Consider the following 19,349-nt stretch of genomic DNA (forward strand, 5'->3'; position numbering starts at 1 on the left):
GCCTTTATGAGCACTGCTTCCGTTCCACTACCAAATTGGATCAATTACGGCCTCATCCCGATTTTGAACCTCATCGTCGCCTTCCTGATCTCCGGCTTCGTCGTCTGGTTGATCGGCGAGAGCCCGCTCGATGCGCTGTCGCTGCTGATCCAGGGCGCGCTCGGCAATGGCGAAGGCATCGGCTTCACGCTGTATTACGCGACGAGCTTCATCTTCACCGGTCTCTCCGTCGCGGTGGCGATCCATGCCGGCCTGTTTAACATCGGCTCGGAAGGCCAGGCCTATGTCGGCGGCCTCGGCTGCGCGCTGGTGGCGCTGGCGCTCGATCGCTACGTGCCGTGGTATGTAACGATGCCGATCGCCGTCGTTGGCGCCGGCCTGTTCGGTGCAGCCTGGGCCTTCATCCCGGCATTCCTGCAGGCAAAACGCGGCAGCCACATCGTCATCACGACGATCATGTTCAATTATATCGGCGCAGCGCTCATGGTCTATCTCCTGGTGCATGTGCTGATCGTGCCGGGCAAAATGGCGCCGGAAACCCGCACTTTCCTCGAAGGCGGCCAATTGCCGAAGCTCGGCTGGGTCATGCAGCTGTTCGGCGCCAAGCTGGGGGCTGCCCCGTTCAACGTCTCCTTCATTATTGCGCTCGTCGTCAGCTACCTCGTCTGGTTGCTCGTCTGGCGCACCAAGCTCGGTTTCGAGATGCGCACGCTGGGCGTCAGCCCGACGGCGGCGGCCTATGCCGGCATCCCCTATGCCCGCACGGTGATCATCGCCATGCTGCTCTCCGGCGCGCTCGCCGGCATGATGGCGCTGAACCCTGTCATGGGCTCGTCGGCCCGTCTGCAGGTGGAGTTCGTCGGTGGTGCCGGCTTCGTCGGCATCGCCGTCTCGCTGATGGGCCGCAACCATCCGCTCGGCATCATCGTGGCGGCGATCCTCTTCGGTATTCTCTACCAGGGCGGCGACTGGATTTCCTTCGAAATGCCGAACATCACCCGCGAGATGATCCTCGTCATCCAGGGTCTGGTGATCCTCTTTGCCGGCGCGCTGGAATATATGTTCCGGCCGGCGATGGTGCGCCTCTACCAACAGTTCAAGCGCGGTTAAGGAGCGGGCGATGGATTATTATGACATCTTCATCAGCGTTCTGAGCTCGACCATCCGCCTGTCGATCCCGCTGATCTTCACCGCCCTTGCCGGTCTGTTTTCGGAACGCGCCGGCATCTTCGATATCGGTCTCGAGGGCAAGATGCTGGGATCGGCCTTCGCCGCCGCCTGCGTTGCCTATCTCACCGATTCGGCCTGGCTCGGCCTCGGTGCCGGCATCCTCTGCTCGGTGGCGCTGAGCCTGGTGCATGGCTTTGCCTCGATCACCAATCGCGGCAACCAGATTGTGTCAGGTGTCGCGATCAACTTCTTCATCGCCGGCATCACCATCGTGCTCGGTCAGGCCTGGTTCGGCCAGGGCGGACGCACGCCGCAGCTGTCGCCGGAGTCGCGCTTCGCGCCGATCATCCTGCCAGGCGCCGATGCCGCCCGCGAGATACCGATCATCGGCCCGATCTATGCCAATGTCATATCGGGCAACAATGTCCTCACCTATCTCGCCTTTCTCGCCGTGCCGTTTTCCTGGTGGGTGCTTTACCGCACACGCTTCGGCCTGCGGCTGCGCGCCGTCGGCGAAAACCCGGGCGCGGTCGATACAGCCGGTATCTCGGTCGCTTGGCTGCGTTACCGCGCCGTCATGTGTGCCGGCATTCTCTGCGGCTTTGCAGGCACCTATCTGGCAATCGCCCAGTCCGCCGCCTTCATCAAGGACATGTCGGCCGGCAAGGGCTATATCGCGCTTGCCGCTCTGGTCTTTGCCAAGTGGAAGCCGGTGCCCGTCATGTTTGCCTGCCTGCTCTTCGGCTTCCTCGATGCGCTGGCAAATTTCATGCAGGGAAAGCAGGTGCCGCTGATCGGCGAAGTGCCGGTTCAGGTCTTCCAGGCGCTGCCCTATGTTCTGACCTGTGTCCTGCTTGCCGGCTTCATCGGCGTTGCGACCCCGCCAAAAGCTGGTGGCGTGCCCTATACGAAGGAGCGTTGATATGTCTCACGATCTGTTCGAAGCCGCCCGCGGCGCCATGGCCTTTGCCCATGCGCCCTATTCGAAATTCCCGGTCGGTGCGGCGATCCGCGCCGAGGACGGTAAGGTTTATACCGGCGCCAACGTCGAAAATCTCTCCTTTCCGCAAGGGTGGTGCGCCGAGCCGACGGCGATCGGCGCCATGATCATGGGCGGCGCGAAGAAGATCGTCGAAATGGCCGTCATTGCCGAGAAGCTGCCGCTTTGCCCGCCCTGCGGCGGCTGTCGCCAGAAGATCTCCGAATTCGCCTCCAAGGAGACGAAGATCTACCTCTGCGATGAGGCGGGCGTGAAGAAGACCATGACGATGGAAGAGCTTCTTCCCTTCAGCTTCGAGACTGAACTCGGATGAAGGCGACGGTCAGCCTGCTCGCCGCATTGCTCGGGGGCATCAAGCCGCGCCACGGTATCGTACTCGGCTCCGGTCTCGGCTCCCTCGTCGGTGAGCTGGACGGCGCCGTTCGTGTTCCCTATCGCGACCTGCCGGGCTTTCCCGTCAGCGCCGTCTCCGGACATGCCGGCGAAGTGGTCGCCGGCCGCCTCGGCGGCGTGCCCGTTATCATGCTCTCCGGCCGCGTGCATTATTACGAGAAGGGCGATGCCAACGCCATGCGCCTGCCGATCGAGGTGCTGAAGGCGCTCGGCGTCGAAGCGCTGATCCTGACCAATTCGGCCGGATCGTTGCGTGACGACATGCCGCCCGGTTCGGTGATGCAGATCATCGATCACATCAACTATTCCGGCATGAACCCGCTGATCGGCGAGGAAAGCGATCACCGTTTCGTCGGCATGACCAATGCCTATGATTCAGGCCTTGCCGCGGCGATGCAAAGGGCAGCGGCAAAACTTGAAATCGAGCTGGCACAGGGTGTCTATATGTGGTTCTCCGGTCCCAGCTTCGAAACGCCGGCCGAAATCCGCATGGCGCGCATCCTCGGCGCCGATGCCGTCGGCATGTCGACGGTGCCCGAGGTCATCATCGCAAGAATGCTCGGCCTGAGGGTTGCAGCCGCCTCCGTTATCACCAACTATGGGGCAGGCATGACCGGCAATGAGCTCAGCCATGAAGAAACCAAGGACATGGCGCCCATTGGCGGCGCCCGTCTCGCCGCCATATTGAAAGACATGATTGCGGCTGGAACAGGATGATTTTTGGGCCGGGTCGGCCTAAAATCTGAATCCTGTTCTACATTATATAGTGAGAGCATGACGTCGTCCGAAAACCGCTCACATTTTCGGCATCATGCTCTAGAGGAAGCAAAGATGAATGGCCATTCCAACCGGGAAACGGCGGCTGTCGCCCTTTCTCTTCTCGATCTCACCAATTTGAAGGATGATTGCACCGAGGCGCAGATCGACACGCTCTGCGCCCGGGCGCAGACGCCCTACGGCAACAGTGCTGCGATCTGCATCTGGCCGCGGTTCGTCGCCCAGGCTCGCAATATCCTTGGCACCGGGCATGCCGTGCGTATCGCGACCGTCGTCAACCTTCCCTCCGGCGATATGGAAGTGGCCGATGTCGCTGCCGAAGCACGCGAGGCGATTGCCGATGGCGCCGATGAGATCGATCTGGTCATCCCTTACCGCAAGCTGCTCGCCGGCAATGAGAAGGCGGTGACCGACATGGTCAAGGCCGTGCGCGCAGAATGCGCCGGCCCCGTCCTGCTGAAGGTCATCATCGAGACTGGCGAGCTGAAGGATGCGGCATTGATCCGCCATGCCTCCGAACTCGCCATCGATGCCGGCGCCGATTTCATCAAGACCTCCACCGGCAAGGTCGCCGTCAATGCGACGCTCGAAGCCGCCGACATCATGATCCGCGCTATCCGCGAAAGCGGCCGCAAGGTTGGCTTCAAGCCGTCAGGCGGTATCGGCTCGGTGGCCGATGCCGCACTCTATCTGAGCCTTGCCGAAACCATCATGACACCGGACTGGCCGATGCCATCGACGTTCCGCTTCGGCGCTTCCGACCTGCTCGACGATATCCTGGCGGTTCTGAGCGGAACACAGTCGGCATCGGCTGCGGCGTCGGGCTACTGAAATGATTCCGCAGGAGATCATCCGTCGCAAGCGCGATGGCGACGAACTCGACGCCGCCGATATCAGCTCCTTCATCGCGGCACTCGCTGCCGGCCAATTGTCGGAAGGCCAGATCGGCGCGTTCGCCATGGCTGTTTGGTTCAAGGGCATGTCGCGGGCCGAAATCGTGGCCTTGACGCTGGCGATGGCCGATTCCGGCAACAGGCTGCAATGGACCGATATCGACCGCCCGATCGCCGACAAACATTCGACCGGCGGCGTCGGCGACAATGTTTCGCTGATGCTGGCGCCGATCGCTGCTGCCTGCGGCCTGGCCGTTCCGATGATCTCCGGACGCGGTCTTGGCCACACCGGCGGCACGCTGGATAAGCTCGAATCCATTCCCGGCTATCTAATCACCCCGGATGCGAACTTGTTCCACAAGGTCGTGAAGGAAGCGGGATGCGCCATCATCGGCCAGACCGGGACCTTGGCGCCTGCCGACGGTAGGCTCTACGCCGTGCGCGACGTGACCGCCACCGTCGATTCCATTCCCCTCATCACCGCCTCTATCCTCTCGAAGAAACTTGCGGCGGGGCTCGAGACGCTGGTGCTCGACGTCAAGGTCGGCAACGGCGCCTTCATGGCTGACCGCGGTCAGGCGGAGATCCTGGCGCAGTCGCTGGTCGAGGTGGCCAATGGCGCAGGCGTGAAGGCGTCGGCCCTCATCACCGACATGAACCAGCCGCTCGCCGACAGTGCCGGCAATGCCGTCGAGATGCGCAACTGCCTGGACTTCCTGGCGGGCAGAAAAAAGGACACGCGGCTTGAGACCGTCGTTCTCGCCTTCGCCGCCGAAATGCTGGTGAAATCCGGCATTGCCGCTTCGTCCGATGAAGCCGAGACGATGGCGCGTCGAGCCCTGTCATCGGGAAAGGCGGCAGAGGTCTTCGCGCGCATGGTATCGATGCTCGGCGGTCCGGCCGATCTCATCGAAAACCCCGACCGATATCTGGCCAGGGCACCTGTGGAAAAATCTGTCCCGGCCGCCCGGTCCGGCTGGCTTGCCGCCTGCGATGCGCGCGGTATCGGCGTCAGTGTCATCGACCTCGGCGGCGGAAGACGCCATCCGGCGGACCGGATCGACCACCGCGTCGGCTTTTCCGAACTCCTGCCGCTCGGCACCCGTGTGACCGCGGGCGAACCGATCGCTCTCGTTCACGCCGCTGACGAGGCCGCGGCGGAGAGGGGGGCTACAGCACTTGCCATGCACTACCGCATCACCGAGGACAGGCCGGAGCTGACACCGGTGATTGCGGGGCTGGTCTGATGCGGTTTACTGCTTGAGGCTGAGCGAACCGTCGGCGACGGAGTAGGAGGCGAGCTTCCGCAGGAAGCTCATGCCGACCAGCGTCGTCGTCAGCGCATCGTCCCTCAGGACGAAGGCTTCGACATCGCGCACGCGAATACCGCCGATTTCGACCCGGTCGAGTGTCACATGCGCGGCCTTCGTCTGACCGTTCGCAGTGTTCACGCCATAACGGAAATCGAGCTGGTTGGCCGTGAAGCCCAGTCGGCGGGCGAGCGTCTCATTGAGCGCCACATAGGTGGCGCCGGTATCGATGAGGCCCTGCACCGGCTTGCCGTTGATCTTGAAGCTGCCGGTATAGTGGCCCTGCGCATCGGCCTGCAGGCGGATCGCATTGCTGCCGGATACGGGCGCGGGTACTGCGGGCTCATCGCTTTCGGTCGATACGTAATTGGCGGAGAGAGCGTCAGCAGGTTGCTGGCTGGTGCTTCCGAAGAAGGAAGGCACCTGTGTGGCGAGCACCGCGGCGATGCTGGCGAATAGGACGGTACGCACGAGCATGAAACAGAAATCCTTCCTGTATAAACCCCGCTTCATGCGGGGCCTCATGCTTCATGCTTCCTAAACCTCAAGTGCTGATAAGTTGCTAAGATCGACAACAAAAGGCCCGGATTGAACCACCGGGCCTTAAAGTCTTTCGATTTGGTAAAGGAAGGCTGAAATTACTTGGTGCCGTACATGCGATCGCCGGCATCGCCGAGGCCAGGCACGATGTAGCCCTTCTCGTTGAGATGACTGTCGATCGATGCGGTGAAAACCGGAACATCGGGATGCGCGGCGCGGAAGTTGCGGATGCCTTCCGGGGCGGCAAGCAGGCAGAGGAAGCGGATATTGTGGGCGCCGCGTTCCTTGAGTTTGTCGATCGCCGCGATCGAGGAATTGCCGGTCGCAAGCATCGGGTCGACGACGATGATCAGGCGCTCGGCCACGTCCTCCGGCGCCTTGAAATAATATTCGACCGGCTGCAGCGTCTCGTGGTCGCGGTAGACGCCGATATGCGAGACGCGGGCGGACGGCACGAGATCGAGCATGCCTTCGAGCAGGCCGTTGCCGGCACGCAGGATCGAGGCGAAGACCAGCTTCTTGCCCTCGAGGATCGGCGACTCCATCGTCTGCAGCGGCGTCTCGATCGTTTCCATCGTCAATTCGAGATCGCGGGTCACCTCGTAGCAGAGCAGGGTCGAGATTTCGCGCAGCAAGCGCCGGAAACTTCCCGTCGATGTCTCCTTGCGCCGCATGATGGTGAGCTTGTGCTGCACAAGCGGATGATCGATGACCGTGACGCCGTCCATGGGGAAGCCTTTCATTCTTTCTATCGGATGTTTCTTTCACGGAAATCGGCCCGACCGCAAGAGTGGCGGTCAACTTGCGTCGATCTTCCCCAGTCTCTCGCGTCTTTTAAAGCCGGGCGAGCAAAGTCTTTCGTGTCTCATCGTCGACGAAGGCCGCCTCGATCGCAGTGCGCGTTATGGCATCGATCTCCGCGTCACCGAAGCCGAAAGCCCCGGCGGCAAGCTCATATTCTCGCTTGAGCGAGGTATGGAAGAAGGGAGGATCGTCTGAGCTGATCGTCACCCGCACGCCTGCTTCCTTCAGATGGCGCAACGGATGGGAGGCGAAATCTGGAAAGACCCCGAGCGCGATATTGGAGCCCGGGCAGATCTCGAGCACGGTGCCGAGATCGGCAAGCCGCTTCACCAGATCGAGATCCTCGATGGCGCGCACGCCATGGCCGATGCGCGAGGGGCGCACCGCATCGAGCGCGTCAGCGACGCTGAAGGCGCCGCAGACCTCGCCGGCATGGATAGTGAGCCCAAGGCCGGCATCGCGGGCGATATCAAAGGCGCGGGCATAATCCGCGACGCGGCCCATGCGTTCCTCGCCGGCAAGGTTGAAGCCGGTAATCAGAGGATTGCCGGCCTTTGCCGCATATTCGGCAGCACCGATCACACTCTCCGGACCGAAATGCCGCTCGCCGGTGACGATCAGCCGGGCCTCGATGCCGCTCTTTTCCCTGGCCCGCCGGATGCCTTCGCAGACACCTGATATATAGGCATCGGCGCCCAGCCCGATGCGCTTGCCGTGATCGGGCGAAACGATGAGCTCGCTGTAGATCGTATTGATGCGGGCCAGTTCGTCGAGATAGGTTTCGGTCAGAAGCGCATAGTCCTCCTCGGTTTTGTAGACCTCGGAAACCTTGTCGTAACATTCGAGGAAGCTTGCGAAATCATGCCAGACATAGGCTCCGTCGCGAAGCTGCGCGCTGATGTCGACGCCGTATTTCCGCGCCTGCGCCGCGGTCAGAGCTGGAGGGGCCGCACCCTCCAGATGGCAGTGCAGCTCGACCTTCTTCAGATGCGATGTCACAGAAAACTCCTTCCATGCGGTCCGGCCGGGATGCCGAGATGTCGGGCGATGCTCTCGCCGATATCGGCGTAGCTGCGGCGCACGCCGATCGAACGCGACCGGATACCGGGGCCATAGGCGATAACAGGCACGCGCTCGCGCGTATGATCCGTGCCGCGCCAGGTCGGATCGCAGCCATGATCGGCGGTGAGCACGACGAGATCGCCGGGCTTCAGTTTCTTGTGGACTTCGGGCAAGCGCGCATCGAAGTCTTCGAGTGCCGCGGCATAACCCGGCACATCGCGGCGATGGCCGTAGATCATGTCGAAATCGACGAAATTGGTGAAGACGAGATCGCCATCCTCAGCCTCGTCGATCGCCGAGAGCGACGCATCCATCAGCGCCTCGTTGCCGTTCGCCTTGATGACCCTGGAAACGCCTTGATGCGCGAAGATGTCGCCGATCTTTCCCACAGCATGCACGTGCCGTCCGTGCTCGATAAGCCGGTCGAGCAGCGTCGGTTCCGGCGGCAGCACGGAAAAGTCGCGCCGGTTTCCGGTGCGCTGGAAGGAAGAGGTAGACTGGCCGATAAAGGGCCGGGCGATGACGCGGCCGATATTGTAGGGATCGAGCAGTCCCCGGGCCAAACGGCAGAAGGCGAGCAGACGATCGAGGCCGAAATGCACCTCGTGCGCCGCGACCTGGAAGACCGAATCCGAGGAGGTATAGCAGATCGGCTTGCCGGTGCGGATATGGTCCTCGCCGAGCCGGGCGATGATCTCCGTTCCCGAGGCATGGCAGTTGCCGAGAATGCCGGGCACATCAGCCTCCCTGCACAGCGCCTCGATGAATTCCTGGGGAAAGGCGTCGCCCTCCGTCGGGAAATAACCCCAATCGAAACTGACAGGTGTTCCCGCGATCTCCCAATGACCTGATGGCGTATCCTTGCCGCGGGAGATTTCGGTGGCGGCGCCATAAATACCGTAGACCTTTTCCGGGACGGGCATGCCCGCCGGAAACCGGCCGGAGGCGGACCGTGCGATGTGCATTAGCCCGAGTTCCGACATGTTGGGCAGGGAAAGCGGCCCTTCGCGCAATCCGGCGCGGTCCCCGGCTCCGGCTGCGCAGAACTCGGCGATATGGCCGAGCGTATCAGCGCCTTCGTCGCCATAGGCAGTCGCATCTGGTGCTCCGCCAACGCCGAAAGAATCCAGAACGAAAAGAAAGGCACGCGCCATTTTACACCCGAGAGAGCCGATCGCCGGCCTCTGGAATGTCGGAGGCGGCTGAGATCCAGCCATATAATGCCGCGGCCGGCTTGGCAAATTGCAGCGCCGCACGTCCTTTTCAAAGGACGCTGTAACACTTTGAATTGCTGCATAACTCCCTAAATCGATTTCGATCTAGGGAGTTATGCAGCAGACAAGAGCGGGAAGGGGCCGTCAGCAGTCGCCGCAGGGAATCGAGTCGCCTTGGCGCTGGCGGTAGAAATAACTGCGGCTGATGGTGATCGTGCGCATGCCGTCCGGCATGAAGTTCGGCGCAAACAGGAACATCGTATAGGGGATGCTGAGCTCGGTGCGGACCAGGAAGCTGTTCGCCGTCTTCATGTCCGATGGCACGTTGCTCACTGTGGCGTTCTTGGCATAGGGCACCGTCCCGTCCTGCGCCCACGACCAGAGCACCTTCGCATTGGCGCTGGCATCGATGGTAATCCCGGTGATCTTCATCGTCAGCGCCGTCGAATTGTAGGGCACGAAGATCGCCGTTGCGACCGAAGGCATCTGCGCGAGCGCGCTCTTCGTGACGGATTGCTGCTGGGTGATGAGGTCGGCCACCGTTCCTGCGGCGCGTGTCACGCGCTTGCTGACGCTGAGGCCGATCGTGATCTCGAAAGCGCCAATATAGAGCATGATGAGCACGGGAAAGAGGATCGCGAATTCGATCGCTCCGGCGCCCTTGCGATCTCGGATGAGCCGCCGCGCCGTCAGGACCAGTCTTGTGAACGGGTTGCGCAACGCCATTATGGATACTGCTCGTTCTGGAAGGCCGCGGTGGCGACGATCAGATATTGGCTCGGCATCGAGCCGTCGGAGGGACGTATCGTGGTGATATAGGGCCGGACCAGATCCGTGATGATTTCCCAGCGGTAATAGGCGCGGACCATATTGATCGTCCCAGCGCCGCCCGGAGCATATTTGAAGGCCGCCGTATTGATATCGGCATATTTGTCGGTAGAAAGCTTGGGGATCGTCGTCGGAATGGCCGAAAACGTGCTGAACGTCTGTACATCCAGGTAGAGCTTGCTCGGCGTGGCGACTTCGCTCGCCGAGCAGCGGACCAGGATCGAGATCTCGTCGCAGAAAGCCTGGCGGAATTGCGCCTGGTTCATATCGGTCGTGCGGCCGAGATTATAGGTGATCTGCCCGGTTCGCATCCGGCGGCTCATCGTATCAACGCCGTTGGAGACGAGCTCTTCGGCGGCGAAGGCGACGAAAGTTTCGAGGATTGCGAAAATCACCAGAAAATAGGGAATGGCAAGCAGGGCGAATTCGATCGCCGCTGCGCCGTCGCGCGAGCGGGCGAGAGCGCGAAACCGTAAGAAACGGAATGGCGTAAAGGCGCGCGCCTTATCCGTCTTCTGATCAATTACCGTCATTGCCTGGACCTAAGCGACATTCTCCGTCCGTCACACTAGGATCCGTTCGTTGATTTTCCGTTTCAACCTGACACGATGATTTTAACGAATGGTCGAGGAAGCTCCGAGATATGCTCAGGGTGAGGCGGTCGCGGTGGCCGCTTGCTGCGCATGCTGCTCGCAATTCGGCGTGCAGGACAGCACGGAGCGCTCGGTCTGCCGGTAGACGCGCACCGTATTGCCCTCATCGATCGACACCAGGATGCGCTCGTCGAGGATCGCATTGCCGTCGGCATCGAGAAGCACCAGATTTGTGGTGCCGAAACTGCGTCCTGTCAGCACGATGGTCTTGGCGTCGGCGACGGTCGCATCGGCGACCTTGGCATTGCCGACGATCACCTTGCTGACGGGGCGGTCAAGCTTCAATACGCGCGCGTGATCCATATAGACGCGCAGCATGTCATCGTCTGCGGCCGCGGAAACTCCCGAAATACCGAAAACGGCGATCATGCCGGCAAAGAAAATGGTTTTGCCGCTCGATGACATTTGGTCCTCTTTCACGATCACAGCGCAATATGCACATAGAATGGAAAAAAATGGTGAACGAAGCCTTAAGCTTGCCGCTCTGTTCCAGGATGAAGCGTAATGCTCCGATCTGGCACGGTTTCGGGGCGGCGCACGCCCCGGTTGGAGACGCAATTTGTGCTATTTCCGGATGAATGCAGCAGTTATTCCCGGAATATTGTTAAATATTGAGGTAAGTGCGTAAGAAAATACTGACTCTACAAAGGCCTGTTGTCTCGTTCACATGTCGTTAACTCTTTTCCTTAAGCCGATGGAAACGGCCATTCGCTAGGTTGCAGTCATCCGATCAACGGCAAACAGTTGGCGGACGTGCTGAACATCAACTGGAGTTAGGAGTTATCATGACCAAGCTTTTTAGCCGTTTTCTGAAGGACGAATCCGGCGCGACCGCGATCGAATACGGCCTGATCGCCGCCCTCATTTCCGTAGCGCTCATCACCGGCGCAACGACCCTCGGCGGCAAGATCGGCGATACGTTCAACAACTTGGGCACCAAGATGAATACTGCGGCCACCGCGAGCGGCAGCTAAGCAGCGGCATCTGCATAATGCCGGCCGGATTTGCTCCGGCCGAACTATTCGAGCGGGCTCACAGGCTGAACGGCCGTGAGCCTTTTCGCATCATGTCATGATCGGGTATACGCATGTTCGCAGCTGCAGTTTTCCTAATACTGCCACTCTGCCTGGCCATGGCGGCCTTCTCGGATCTGTTGACCATGACGATCCCGAACCGTATTTCCTTGATCCTTGTTGCCTCTTTCCTTCTCCTCGCGCCATTCTCCGGCCTGGGCCTGGAAATGATCGGCATGCATCTCGCCGCTGCTGCCATCGTCTTTGGCGCCTGCTTTGCCCTTTTTGCCTTTAATGTGATGGGCGGCGGCGACGCCAAGCTGTTGACCGCTACCGCGCTCTGGTTCGGTCTGAACCAATCCCTTGCGTTCCTCATGACCGACGTTGCCATGATCGGCGGCCTCATCACCCTGTTGATCCTGCTGGTGAGAGCGCAATCGGACACCATCCTCGCCATCGGTTTGCCGGTGCCGAACTCGATCCTGCTCGCCAAGAAGATCCCCTATGGCATCGCGATCGCGATCGGCGGTTTCATGGCCTTCCCTTCCTCGCCGCTCTTTCTCGTCGCGCTGGAAAGCCTGAAATAACGGTATTTTAAATGCCCGTTAACTTAAAATGTAAGCGTTCCATTAACCATAATTATACCAATTGCTGAGCATTCTACAGGGCGAACATATCGTGCCCTGAGGAATGATCGATGAAACCGGCCCGCCTTATAATCCTAGCTGTCGCCGTGGTGGCAGCCGGCCTCGCCGGCCTCCTGGCAATGCGCATGGCTGGCAGTGGCGGTGTCGTCACCCAGGTTCAGTCGGTCATCGAGAAGGAACCGACCGTCAACGTCCTCGTCTCGAGCGCCAATCTGCCGGTCGGCGCAAGGCTGGACGACAAGTTGGTGCACTGGATGGCCTGGCCGCAGGGCGGCGTCGTCCAGGGCCTCATCACCGAAGCCGACAAGCCGGATGCGATCAAAGATCTGCAGGGCGCCGTCGTGCGCCTGCCGATCTTCGAAGGCGAACCGATCCGGCCGGAAAAGATCGCCGATTCCAGCAGCCGCATCCTCTCCTCGCTGTTGCCGGCCGGCAAGCGCGCCGTCGCGACCGAGATATCGGTGGCAACAGGTGCCGGGGGTTTCATCCTGCCGAACGACCGCGTCGATGTCATCATGGTCCGCAAAGGCACCGAAGCCGACAAGCTCATTACCGAAACCGTGCTGAGCAATGTCCGCGTCCTCGCCATCGACCAGCAGATCCAGGAAAAGGACGACGGCTCGAAATCGGTGGTCGGTACGACCGCGACGCTCGAACTCACCCCTGATCAAACGAAGGTTCTCGCTGTCGCCCAGCAGATGGCGGACCGGCTGTCGCTCGCGCTGCGCTCGGTCGCCGATGCGCAGGAGCAGGATACCAGTGCCGCCGACTATCTCCTGAGCGGTGACAACGGCAGTGCGATCATCCAGGTCATCAAGTCGGGCACCATCGTCACGGATGCCAGCGCAGCGCCGAAGGCGGAGTAAAAGGACGTGCAAATGGGCAATTCAACGCGGCGCGCCGGACCTCTCCTGACAGGCTGCCTTTCGCTGGCAATCGGCGTCTCCGGTATAGTGCCGACCTCTTTCGCCCCGTTTCTCGGCGCCGGCGAGGCGCACGCCGATTCCGATAGCCTGGTCCGGATCTCTCAGACCGGCCCCAATGCCCATCGCCGGCTGAAGCTCGGGCTCAACAAGGCCGTCGTCGTCGATCTGCCGGACGACGCGCACGATATCCTCGTCTCCGATCCGACCATGGCCGATGCCGTGACCCGTACCTCGCGGCGCATCTACCTGTTCGGCAAGAAGGTCGGCCAGACCAATATCTTCGTCTTCGGTGCCGGTGGACAGGAGATCGTCAATCTCGACATCGAGATCGAACGCGACGTCTCCGGCCTCGAAGTCAATCTCCGCCGCTTCATTCCCGACTCCAACATCAACGTCGAAATCGTCTCCGACAACATCGTGCTGACCGGCACTGTGCGCACGCCGCAAGATGCCACGCAGGCGGCCGATCTGGCGCAGGTCTTCCTGAAGGGCGGCGAGGCGACGACCAGAACCGAGACCGCATCCGGCACCGGCGGCGATAGCTCGGTGGCGCTCTTTGCCGAAAACCGTCAGGCCTCGCAGGTCGTCAATCTTCTGCAGATCGAGGGCGAGGACCAGGTCACTCTCAAGGTGACGATCGCCGAGGTCCGCCGCGAAGTGCTGAAGCAGCTTGGCTTCGACAACCTCGTTTCCAGTTCCTCCGGCATGACGGTCGCCCAGCTCGGCAGTCCCATCGCCGACAGTGCCACATCGACGGTTGGCGGCGGTCTGGCGGCGCTCTTCAAGAGCTCGATCGGCAAATATGACATTTCGACGTATCTCAACGCGCTGGAGCAGGCCAAGGTCGTCAAGACGCTCGCCGAGCCGACGCTGACGGCAATATCGGGTCAGGCCGCGACCTTCAATTCCGGCGGTCAGCAGCTCTATTCGACGACCGACAGCAACGGCAACGTCACCGTCACGCCGTTTAACTATGGTATCAACCTCGCCTTCAAGCCGGTCGTGCTGTCATCGGGCCGCATCAGCCTGCAGATCAAGACCAATGTCTCCGAACCGGTGGCCGGCAGCGGCAACGCCACCTATCAGCGCCGTTCGGCGGAGACCTCGGTGGAGCTGCCCTCGGGCGGTTCGATCGCGCTCGCCGGCCTGATCCGCGACAACGTTTCTCAGACGATGGGCGGCACGCCCGGCGTCTCGAAGATCCCGCTGCTCGGCACGCTCTTCCGCCAGAAGGGTTTCGAGCGTCAGGAAACCGAGCTCGTCATCATCGCAACGCCCTATCTGGTGCGTCCGGTGGCGCGCAATCAGCTCAGCCGGCCGGACGACAATTTTAGCCCTGAGAACGATGGTGCAACCTTCTTCCTCAACCGTGTCAACAAGGTCTATGGCCGCCGCGAGGCGCCCGTCGCCGACGCGCAGTTCCACGGCTCGATCGGGTTCATCTACAAATGAGCGGGACACGATCGGCAGCAATGGCACAGAACAGAGATCAGGCGATGGCCCACATGAATTCGACGACACCCCGCTTCGGAATCTCGAAGGCGTTTTTTGCGACGGCTGCCATTTCGGTGGCCGTCCTTTCCGGATGCGCCGGCCCGCACGACCAACTGACGACCGGCGGCATTCCGGACGATTACCGCGCCCGCCACCCGATCATCGTGACGGAGGCGGAGCAGACGGTTGATATACCCGTCGCCTCCACCGATCGCCGCCTGACCATCGCCCAGCGCGATCTTATCCGCGGTTTTGCCGCAAACTACATCTCGCGCGCCTCAGGCCCTGTTTACGTGCTGTCGCCGCAAGGTTCGCCCAATTCGGCAGCAGCCTATCAACTGCGCAATCAGGTCCGTGCCGAGCTGGCGTCGCGGGGGATCGCAAGCTCGAAAATCGTCAACACCTCCTATGCCGCGGCCGGCCCCGGCGATGCGGCGCCGATCCGGCTGAGCTTTACCGGCACCACCGCGATCACCACGCAATGCGGCCAGTGGCCGAAGGACATCTCGAACGATTTGAGCAACCAGAATTACTATAATTTCGGCTGCGCCTCGCAGAACAACCTGGCCGCCCAGATCGCCAATCCTGAGGATCTGGTGGCACCCCGCGGCATGACCCCGATCGACGCGCAGCGGCGCAACAATGCCATCCAGGAATACCGGACGACGACGACGACGATCGAAGATGTCGGCAGCGACAGTAGCTTCTGAGGCGGAACGAGACGATGAGCGCGATCGAATACGAAATCAGGAATCCCAGCGAGCTTCGCCACGCCGAAGAGGCCGTGCGCATGGCGGATCTGGAAAACATGCGGCCGCTGCCGCGCATCTCCGTCCACGCCTTTTGCGAGAGCGAGGCCCTGCAGCGTGTCATGGAACGCTGCGCCAATGATCGGCGCGTGGCGAAGGTCAGCATGCGCATCACCAGCGGCGGCACCGCCGCTGCCGCCAATATGTTTTCCGGCGCCCCGACACCGAACCTCATCATCCTCGAGACCAAGGCGAATGCCGCGAACCTGCTCGCTGAACTCGCGCCGCTTGCCGCGGTCTGCGATCCGACGACCAAAGTCGTCATTATCGGTTATTACAACGATATCGGGCTTTATCGCGAACTCATCCGCAACGGCATTTCCGAATATATGGTCCAGCCCGTTGCCATGCCCGATATCCTTGCGGCGATGGCCTCGATCTTCGTCGATCCGGACGCCGAGCCGCTCGGTCGCAGCATCGCCTTCATCGGCTCGAAGGGTGGCACTGGCGCCTCGACCATCGCGCATAATTGCGCTTTCGGCATTTCCAATCTCTTCTCCACCGAGACAATCCTCGCCGATCTCGACCTGCCCTATGGTACGGCGAACATCGATTTCGACCAGGATCCGGCCCAGGGCATCGCCGAAGCGGTCTTCGCGCCCGATCGTCTCGACGAGGTCTTCCTCGACCGCCTGCTGACGAAATGCTCCGAGCATCTGTCGCTGCTTGCGGCACCCTCGCTGCTCGACCGTGCCTATGATTTCGACGGCCAGGCTTTCCAGCCGGTGCTCGATGTTCTGCAGCGCAGCGCGCCCGTCACCGTGCTCGATGTTCCGCATGTATGGTCGGAATGGACGCGCTCGGTGCTATCGAGCGTCGACGAGGTGGTCATCGCAGCGGTTCCCGATCTCGCCAATCTGCGCAATGCCAAGAACATGCTGGACGCGTTGCGCAAGATGCGACCGAACGACAGGCCGCCGCATCTCATCCTCAATCAGGTCGGTATGCCGAAACGTCCGGAGATTTCGCCGTCGGATTTTTGTGAACCGCTGGAAATCGATCCGATCGCGATCATCCCCTTCGACATCAATCTTTTCGGCAACGCCGCCAATAGCGGCCGGATGATCTCGGAAGTCGACCCGAAGTCGCCGACAGCCGAGACCTTTTCGCAGATATCGCACATCGTGACCGGCCGTGTCGCGATCAAGAAGGCAAAGAAGGGCGGCCTGATGGGCCTCCTGAAGCGCAAGTAGACGATGAGCAATTCCAGCAAAAGTGTGCAGCGGTTTTGCGTCCGGAATTGCGTGAAAACAAAAAGATAGAGCATTTCCGTGACTCGGAGAGATCGGGAAATGCTCTAGAACGAGCAGATTGGATCGAGTGGCATGTTTGGAAAACGCGGAAACGAAGGTTCCGGAAAGGTCGGAGGAGCGATTGCTCCACCGCCGCCGGCTCCGGCCGCCGCCCCTGCGGTCTCTTCCCCCTCCATTCTGGTCGAACCCTCGCGCGAGCCCGTGCGCCAGCAGGTGACGCCACCGCCGATGCAGACGCCGCAACGCAAGCGCCCGGCCCGCACCGATGAATATTACGACACCAAGGCGCAGGTCTTTTCCGCGCTGATCGATACGATCGATCTCTCGCAGCTTTCCAAGCTCGACGGCGAAAGCGCCCGCGAGGAAATCCGCGACATCGTCAACGACATCATCACTATCAAGAACTTTGCGATGTCGATCTCCGAGCAGGAAGAGCTGCTCGAAGATATCTGCAACGACGTCCTCGGTTACGGCCCGCTGGAGCCGTTGCTCGCGCGCGACGATATTGCCGACATCATGGTCAACGGCGCTGGCCAGACGTTCATCGAAGTCGGCGGCAAGACGATCGAATCGGAGATCCGCTTCCGCGACAATGCGCAGCTTCTCTCGATCTGCCAGCGCATCGTCAGCCAGGTCGGTCGCCGTGTCGACGAATCGAGCCCGATCTGCGACGCCCGCCTGCCGGATGGCTCGCGCGTCAACGTCATCGCGCCGCCGCTGTCGATCGACGGGCCGGCGCTCACCATCCGCAAGTTCAAAAAGGACAAGCTGACGCTCGATCAGCTCGTCCGTTTCGGCGCGATCACGCCGGAAGGCGCAACCGTGCTGCAGATCATTGGGCGCGTGCGCTGCAACGTCGTCATTTCAGGCGGCACCGGCTCGGGTAAAACCACGCTTCTGAACTGCCTCACCAATTATATCGACAGGGACGAGCGCGTCATCACCTGCGAGGATACGGCCGAACTGCAGCTGCAGCAGCCGCATGTCGTCCGTCTCGAAACGCGCCCGCCGAATATCGAAGGCGAGGGCGAGATCACCATGCGCGATCTCGTCAAGAACTGCCTGCGTATGCGTCCCGAGCGCATCATCGTCGGCGAAGTGCGCGGACCGGAGGTTTTCGACCTGCTGCAGGCGATGAACACCGGTCACGACGGCTCGATGGGCACGATCCACGCCAACACGCCGCGCGAATGCCTGAGCCGTATCGAATCGATGATCGCCATGGGCGGCTTTACCCTGCCGGCAAAGACGGTGCGCGAGATCATTTCCAGCTCGGTCGACGTCGTCATTCAGGCGGCACGCCTTCGTGACGGTTCGCGCCGCATCACCCAGATCACCGAGGTGATCGGCATGGAAGGCGACGTCATCATCACCCAGGATCTGATGCGCTACGAGATCGAAGGCGAGGATGCAAACGGCCGCCTGATCGGCCGGCACATGTCGACCGGCGTTGGCAAGCCGCATTTCTGGGATCGCGCCCGCTACTTCAACGAGGAAAAACGTCTTGCCGCTGCTCTCGACGCGATGGAAGCGAAAACGAAGGAATAGGTGAGATGTTCGGGTTCGATCCGGTAGTGTTGGCAATCATCGTCCTCGCCGCCGTCTCCGCGGCGGCGGTCGCCTATGCCCTGTTGTTTTCGAAGATCGAGGCCGACAAGAAATCGGCAAGCCGCGTCAACCGCGTCAAGTCGGCCGAGAGCGACCGGGTCAAGGTCAAGGCGGCCCGTGACCGGGTGCAGGAGCTGTCCAAGCGCCGCAAATCGGTGCAGGACAATCTGAAGGATCTGGAAAAGCGCCAGCATGAAAAGACCAAGAAGACCCTGTCGATGAAATCCCGGCTGGTGCAGGCCGGCCTGACGATCACACCGGCGAAATTCTATCTCATCAGCGCCATTTTCGCCTCCGTGCTGCTGTTCGTCGCCTTAGTCATTGGTGTATCGTGGATGGTCATGGTCGGTATCGCCGTCGTCGCCGGTCTCGGCCTGCCGCGCTGGGTCCTCGGCTTTCTGATCAAGCGCCGCCAGACCAAGTTCCTCAACGAACTCCCCAATGCGCTTGACGTTATCACGCGCTCGATCAAATCGGGTCTGCCGCTCAACGATGCCATCCGCCTTATCGCCACCGAAGGCACCGACCCGGTGAAGAGCGAATTCCGGCGCGTAATCGAGGCGCAGCAGGTGGGTCTCAGCATCCCCGACGCCTGCGCCCGCATGACGATCCACATGCCGCTCCAGGAAGTCAACTTCTTCGCCATCGTCATCGCCATCCAGTCGCAGGCTGGCGGCAATCTGTCGGAAGCGATCGGCAATCTCTCCAAGGTACTGCGCGAGCGCAGGAAGATGAAGGCCAAGGTCCAGGCGCTGTCGATGGAAGCCAAGGCATCGGCAGTCATCATCGGCGCTCTACCCTTCATCGTCGCGACCCTCGTCTATCTCACCTCGCCGAATTACATGATGATCCTTTTCACCGATCCGCGCGGCCATTTCATCATGGGTTTTTCGGCGATCTGGATGTCGATCGGCATCTTCGTCATGCGCAACATGGTCAATTTTGACATCTAGCC

General features: G+C 61.1%; 21 protein-coding genes. 14 read left to right on the plus strand and 7 right to left on the minus strand.

From position 1 onward, the window contains the following. The first annotated feature begins 6 nt into the window (after positions 1–6). The 6 genes from J3P73_RS01255 (at position 7) to deoA (ending at position 5,480) form a co-directional block, all read left to right on the plus strand. Positions 7–1,110 carry an ABC transporter permease gene (locus J3P73_RS01255; RefSeq protein WP_018070330.1) on the plus strand — a complete coding sequence of 368 codons (1,104 nt, stop codon included), beginning with the start codon at positions 7–9 and terminating at the stop codon, positions 1,108–1,110. A 10-nt stretch (positions 1,111–1,120) separates the two neighbouring features. Beyond that, entirely contained in the window at positions 1,121–2,092 is a 972-nt protein-coding gene (locus J3P73_RS01260) for an ABC transporter permease (RefSeq protein WP_018070329.1), read from the plus strand. 1 nt (position 2,093) lies between these two features. Continuing rightward, on the plus strand, positions 2,094–2,483 hold the full coding sequence (locus tag J3P73_RS01265) for a cytidine deaminase (protein ID WP_130656747.1): 390 nt from the start codon (positions 2,094–2,096) through the stop codon (positions 2,481–2,483). Then, the gene (locus tag J3P73_RS01270) at positions 2,480–3,280 is read left to right on the plus strand and encodes a purine-nucleoside phosphorylase (RefSeq protein WP_024323208.1); all 801 of its coding nucleotides are present in this window, start codon (positions 2,480–2,482) and stop codon (positions 3,278–3,280) included. Before J3P73_RS01265 ends, J3P73_RS01270 begins: the two co-directional genes overlap by 4 nt. A 114-nt stretch (positions 3,281–3,394) precedes the next feature. After that, positions 3,395–4,171, plus strand: coding sequence for a deoxyribose-phosphate aldolase (gene deoC, locus J3P73_RS01275; RefSeq protein ID WP_024323209.1), 777 nt, complete (start codon positions 3,395–3,397; stop codon positions 4,169–4,171). A gap of 1 nt (position 4,172) precedes the next feature. Next, complete coding sequence (gene deoA, locus J3P73_RS01280; protein ID WP_130688592.1) at positions 4,173–5,480, plus strand: thymidine phosphorylase; 1,308 nt, start codon at positions 4,173–4,175, stop codon at positions 5,478–5,480. A gap of 6 nt (positions 5,481–5,486) precedes the next feature. Here the strand turns inward: deoA and J3P73_RS01285 are convergent, their stop codons facing one another. From J3P73_RS01285 to J3P73_RS01315, 7 genes are all read right to left on the minus strand, one after another. After that, positions 5,487–6,056, minus strand: coding sequence for a TIGR02281 family clan AA aspartic protease (locus J3P73_RS01285; RefSeq protein WP_130722180.1), 570 nt, complete (start codon positions 6,054–6,056; stop codon positions 5,487–5,489). Positions 6,057–6,181: 125 nt separating this feature from the next. Beyond that, on the minus strand, positions 6,182–6,811 hold the full coding sequence (upp, locus tag J3P73_RS01290) for a uracil phosphoribosyltransferase (protein WP_012759721.1): 630 nt from the start codon (positions 6,809–6,811) through the stop codon (positions 6,182–6,184). Positions 6,812–6,917: 106 nt separating this feature from the next. Next, the gene (locus J3P73_RS01295; RefSeq protein ID WP_024323516.1) at positions 6,918–7,886 is read right to left on the minus strand and encodes an adenosine deaminase; all 969 of its coding nucleotides are present in this window, start codon (positions 7,884–7,886) and stop codon (positions 6,918–6,920) included. Beyond that, positions 7,883–9,103, minus strand: coding sequence for a phosphopentomutase (locus J3P73_RS01300; protein ID WP_075225707.1), 1,221 nt, complete (start codon positions 9,101–9,103; stop codon positions 7,883–7,885). Before J3P73_RS01300 ends, J3P73_RS01295 begins: the two co-directional genes overlap by 4 nt. 204 nt (positions 9,104–9,307) lie before the next feature. Then, on the minus strand, positions 9,308–9,889 hold the full coding sequence (locus tag J3P73_RS01305) for a TadE/TadG family type IV pilus assembly protein (RefSeq protein WP_075225708.1): 582 nt from the start codon (positions 9,887–9,889) through the stop codon (positions 9,308–9,310). Next, complete coding sequence (locus tag J3P73_RS01310) at positions 9,889–10,524, minus strand: TadE/TadG family type IV pilus assembly protein (protein ID WP_018070321.1); 636 nt, start codon at positions 10,522–10,524, stop codon at positions 9,889–9,891. Before J3P73_RS01310 ends, J3P73_RS01305 begins: the two co-directional genes overlap by 1 nt. 114 nt (positions 10,525–10,638) lie before the next feature. Beyond that, on the minus strand, positions 10,639–11,049 hold the full coding sequence (locus tag J3P73_RS01315) for a pilus assembly protein N-terminal domain-containing protein (protein WP_024323514.1): 411 nt from the start codon (positions 11,047–11,049) through the stop codon (positions 10,639–10,641). A gap of 380 nt (positions 11,050–11,429) precedes the next feature. On the opposite strand from J3P73_RS01315, the gene J3P73_RS01320 reads away from it, so the two are divergent. From J3P73_RS01320 to J3P73_RS01355, 8 genes are all read left to right on the plus strand, one after another. After that, complete coding sequence (locus J3P73_RS01320; RefSeq protein ID WP_018070319.1) at positions 11,430–11,618, plus strand: Flp family type IVb pilin; 189 nt, start codon at positions 11,430–11,432, stop codon at positions 11,616–11,618. Between the two features lie 113 nt (positions 11,619–11,731). Further along, entirely contained in the window at positions 11,732–12,244 is a 513-nt protein-coding gene (locus J3P73_RS01325; protein ID WP_018070318.1) for an A24 family peptidase, read from the plus strand. Positions 12,245–12,354: 110 nt separating this feature from the next. Further along, entirely contained in the window at positions 12,355–13,170 is an 816-nt protein-coding gene (gene cpaB, locus J3P73_RS01330) for a Flp pilus assembly protein CpaB (RefSeq protein ID WP_075225710.1), read from the plus strand. Between the two features lie 12 nt (positions 13,171–13,182). Continuing rightward, positions 13,183–14,682 (plus strand): type II and III secretion system protein family protein, encoded by a 1,500-nt coding sequence (locus tag J3P73_RS01335; RefSeq protein WP_029768293.1) that lies wholly within the window; start codon positions 13,183–13,185, stop codon positions 14,680–14,682. Next, a complete protein-coding gene (locus J3P73_RS01340; protein WP_130665359.1) occupies positions 14,679–15,434 on the plus strand; it encodes a CpaD family pilus assembly protein in 756 nt (251 codons plus the stop codon). Before J3P73_RS01335 ends, J3P73_RS01340 begins: the two co-directional genes overlap by 4 nt. A 14-nt stretch (positions 15,435–15,448) precedes the next feature. Next, the gene (locus J3P73_RS01345) at positions 15,449–16,726 is read left to right on the plus strand and encodes a CpaE/TadZ family protein (RefSeq protein ID WP_018070314.1); all 1,278 of its coding nucleotides are present in this window, start codon (positions 15,449–15,451) and stop codon (positions 16,724–16,726) included. A gap of 132 nt (positions 16,727–16,858) precedes the next feature. Next, positions 16,859–18,334: a TadA family conjugal transfer-associated ATPase gene (locus J3P73_RS01350; protein WP_018070313.1), complete on the plus strand. Its 1,476-nt coding sequence runs from the start codon at positions 16,859–16,861 to the stop codon at positions 18,332–18,334. Positions 18,335–18,339: 5 nt separating this feature from the next. Further along, positions 18,340–19,347 (plus strand): type II secretion system F family protein, encoded by a 1,008-nt coding sequence (locus tag J3P73_RS01355; protein ID WP_075225712.1) that lies wholly within the window; start codon positions 18,340–18,342, stop codon positions 19,345–19,347. Positions 19,348–19,349: the final 2 nt, after the last annotated feature.

The sequence above is a fragment of the Rhizobium ruizarguesonis genome (assembly GCF_017357285.1).
GTDB classification, from domain to species: domain Bacteria; phylum Pseudomonadota; class Alphaproteobacteria; order Rhizobiales; family Rhizobiaceae; genus Rhizobium; species Rhizobium ruizarguesonis.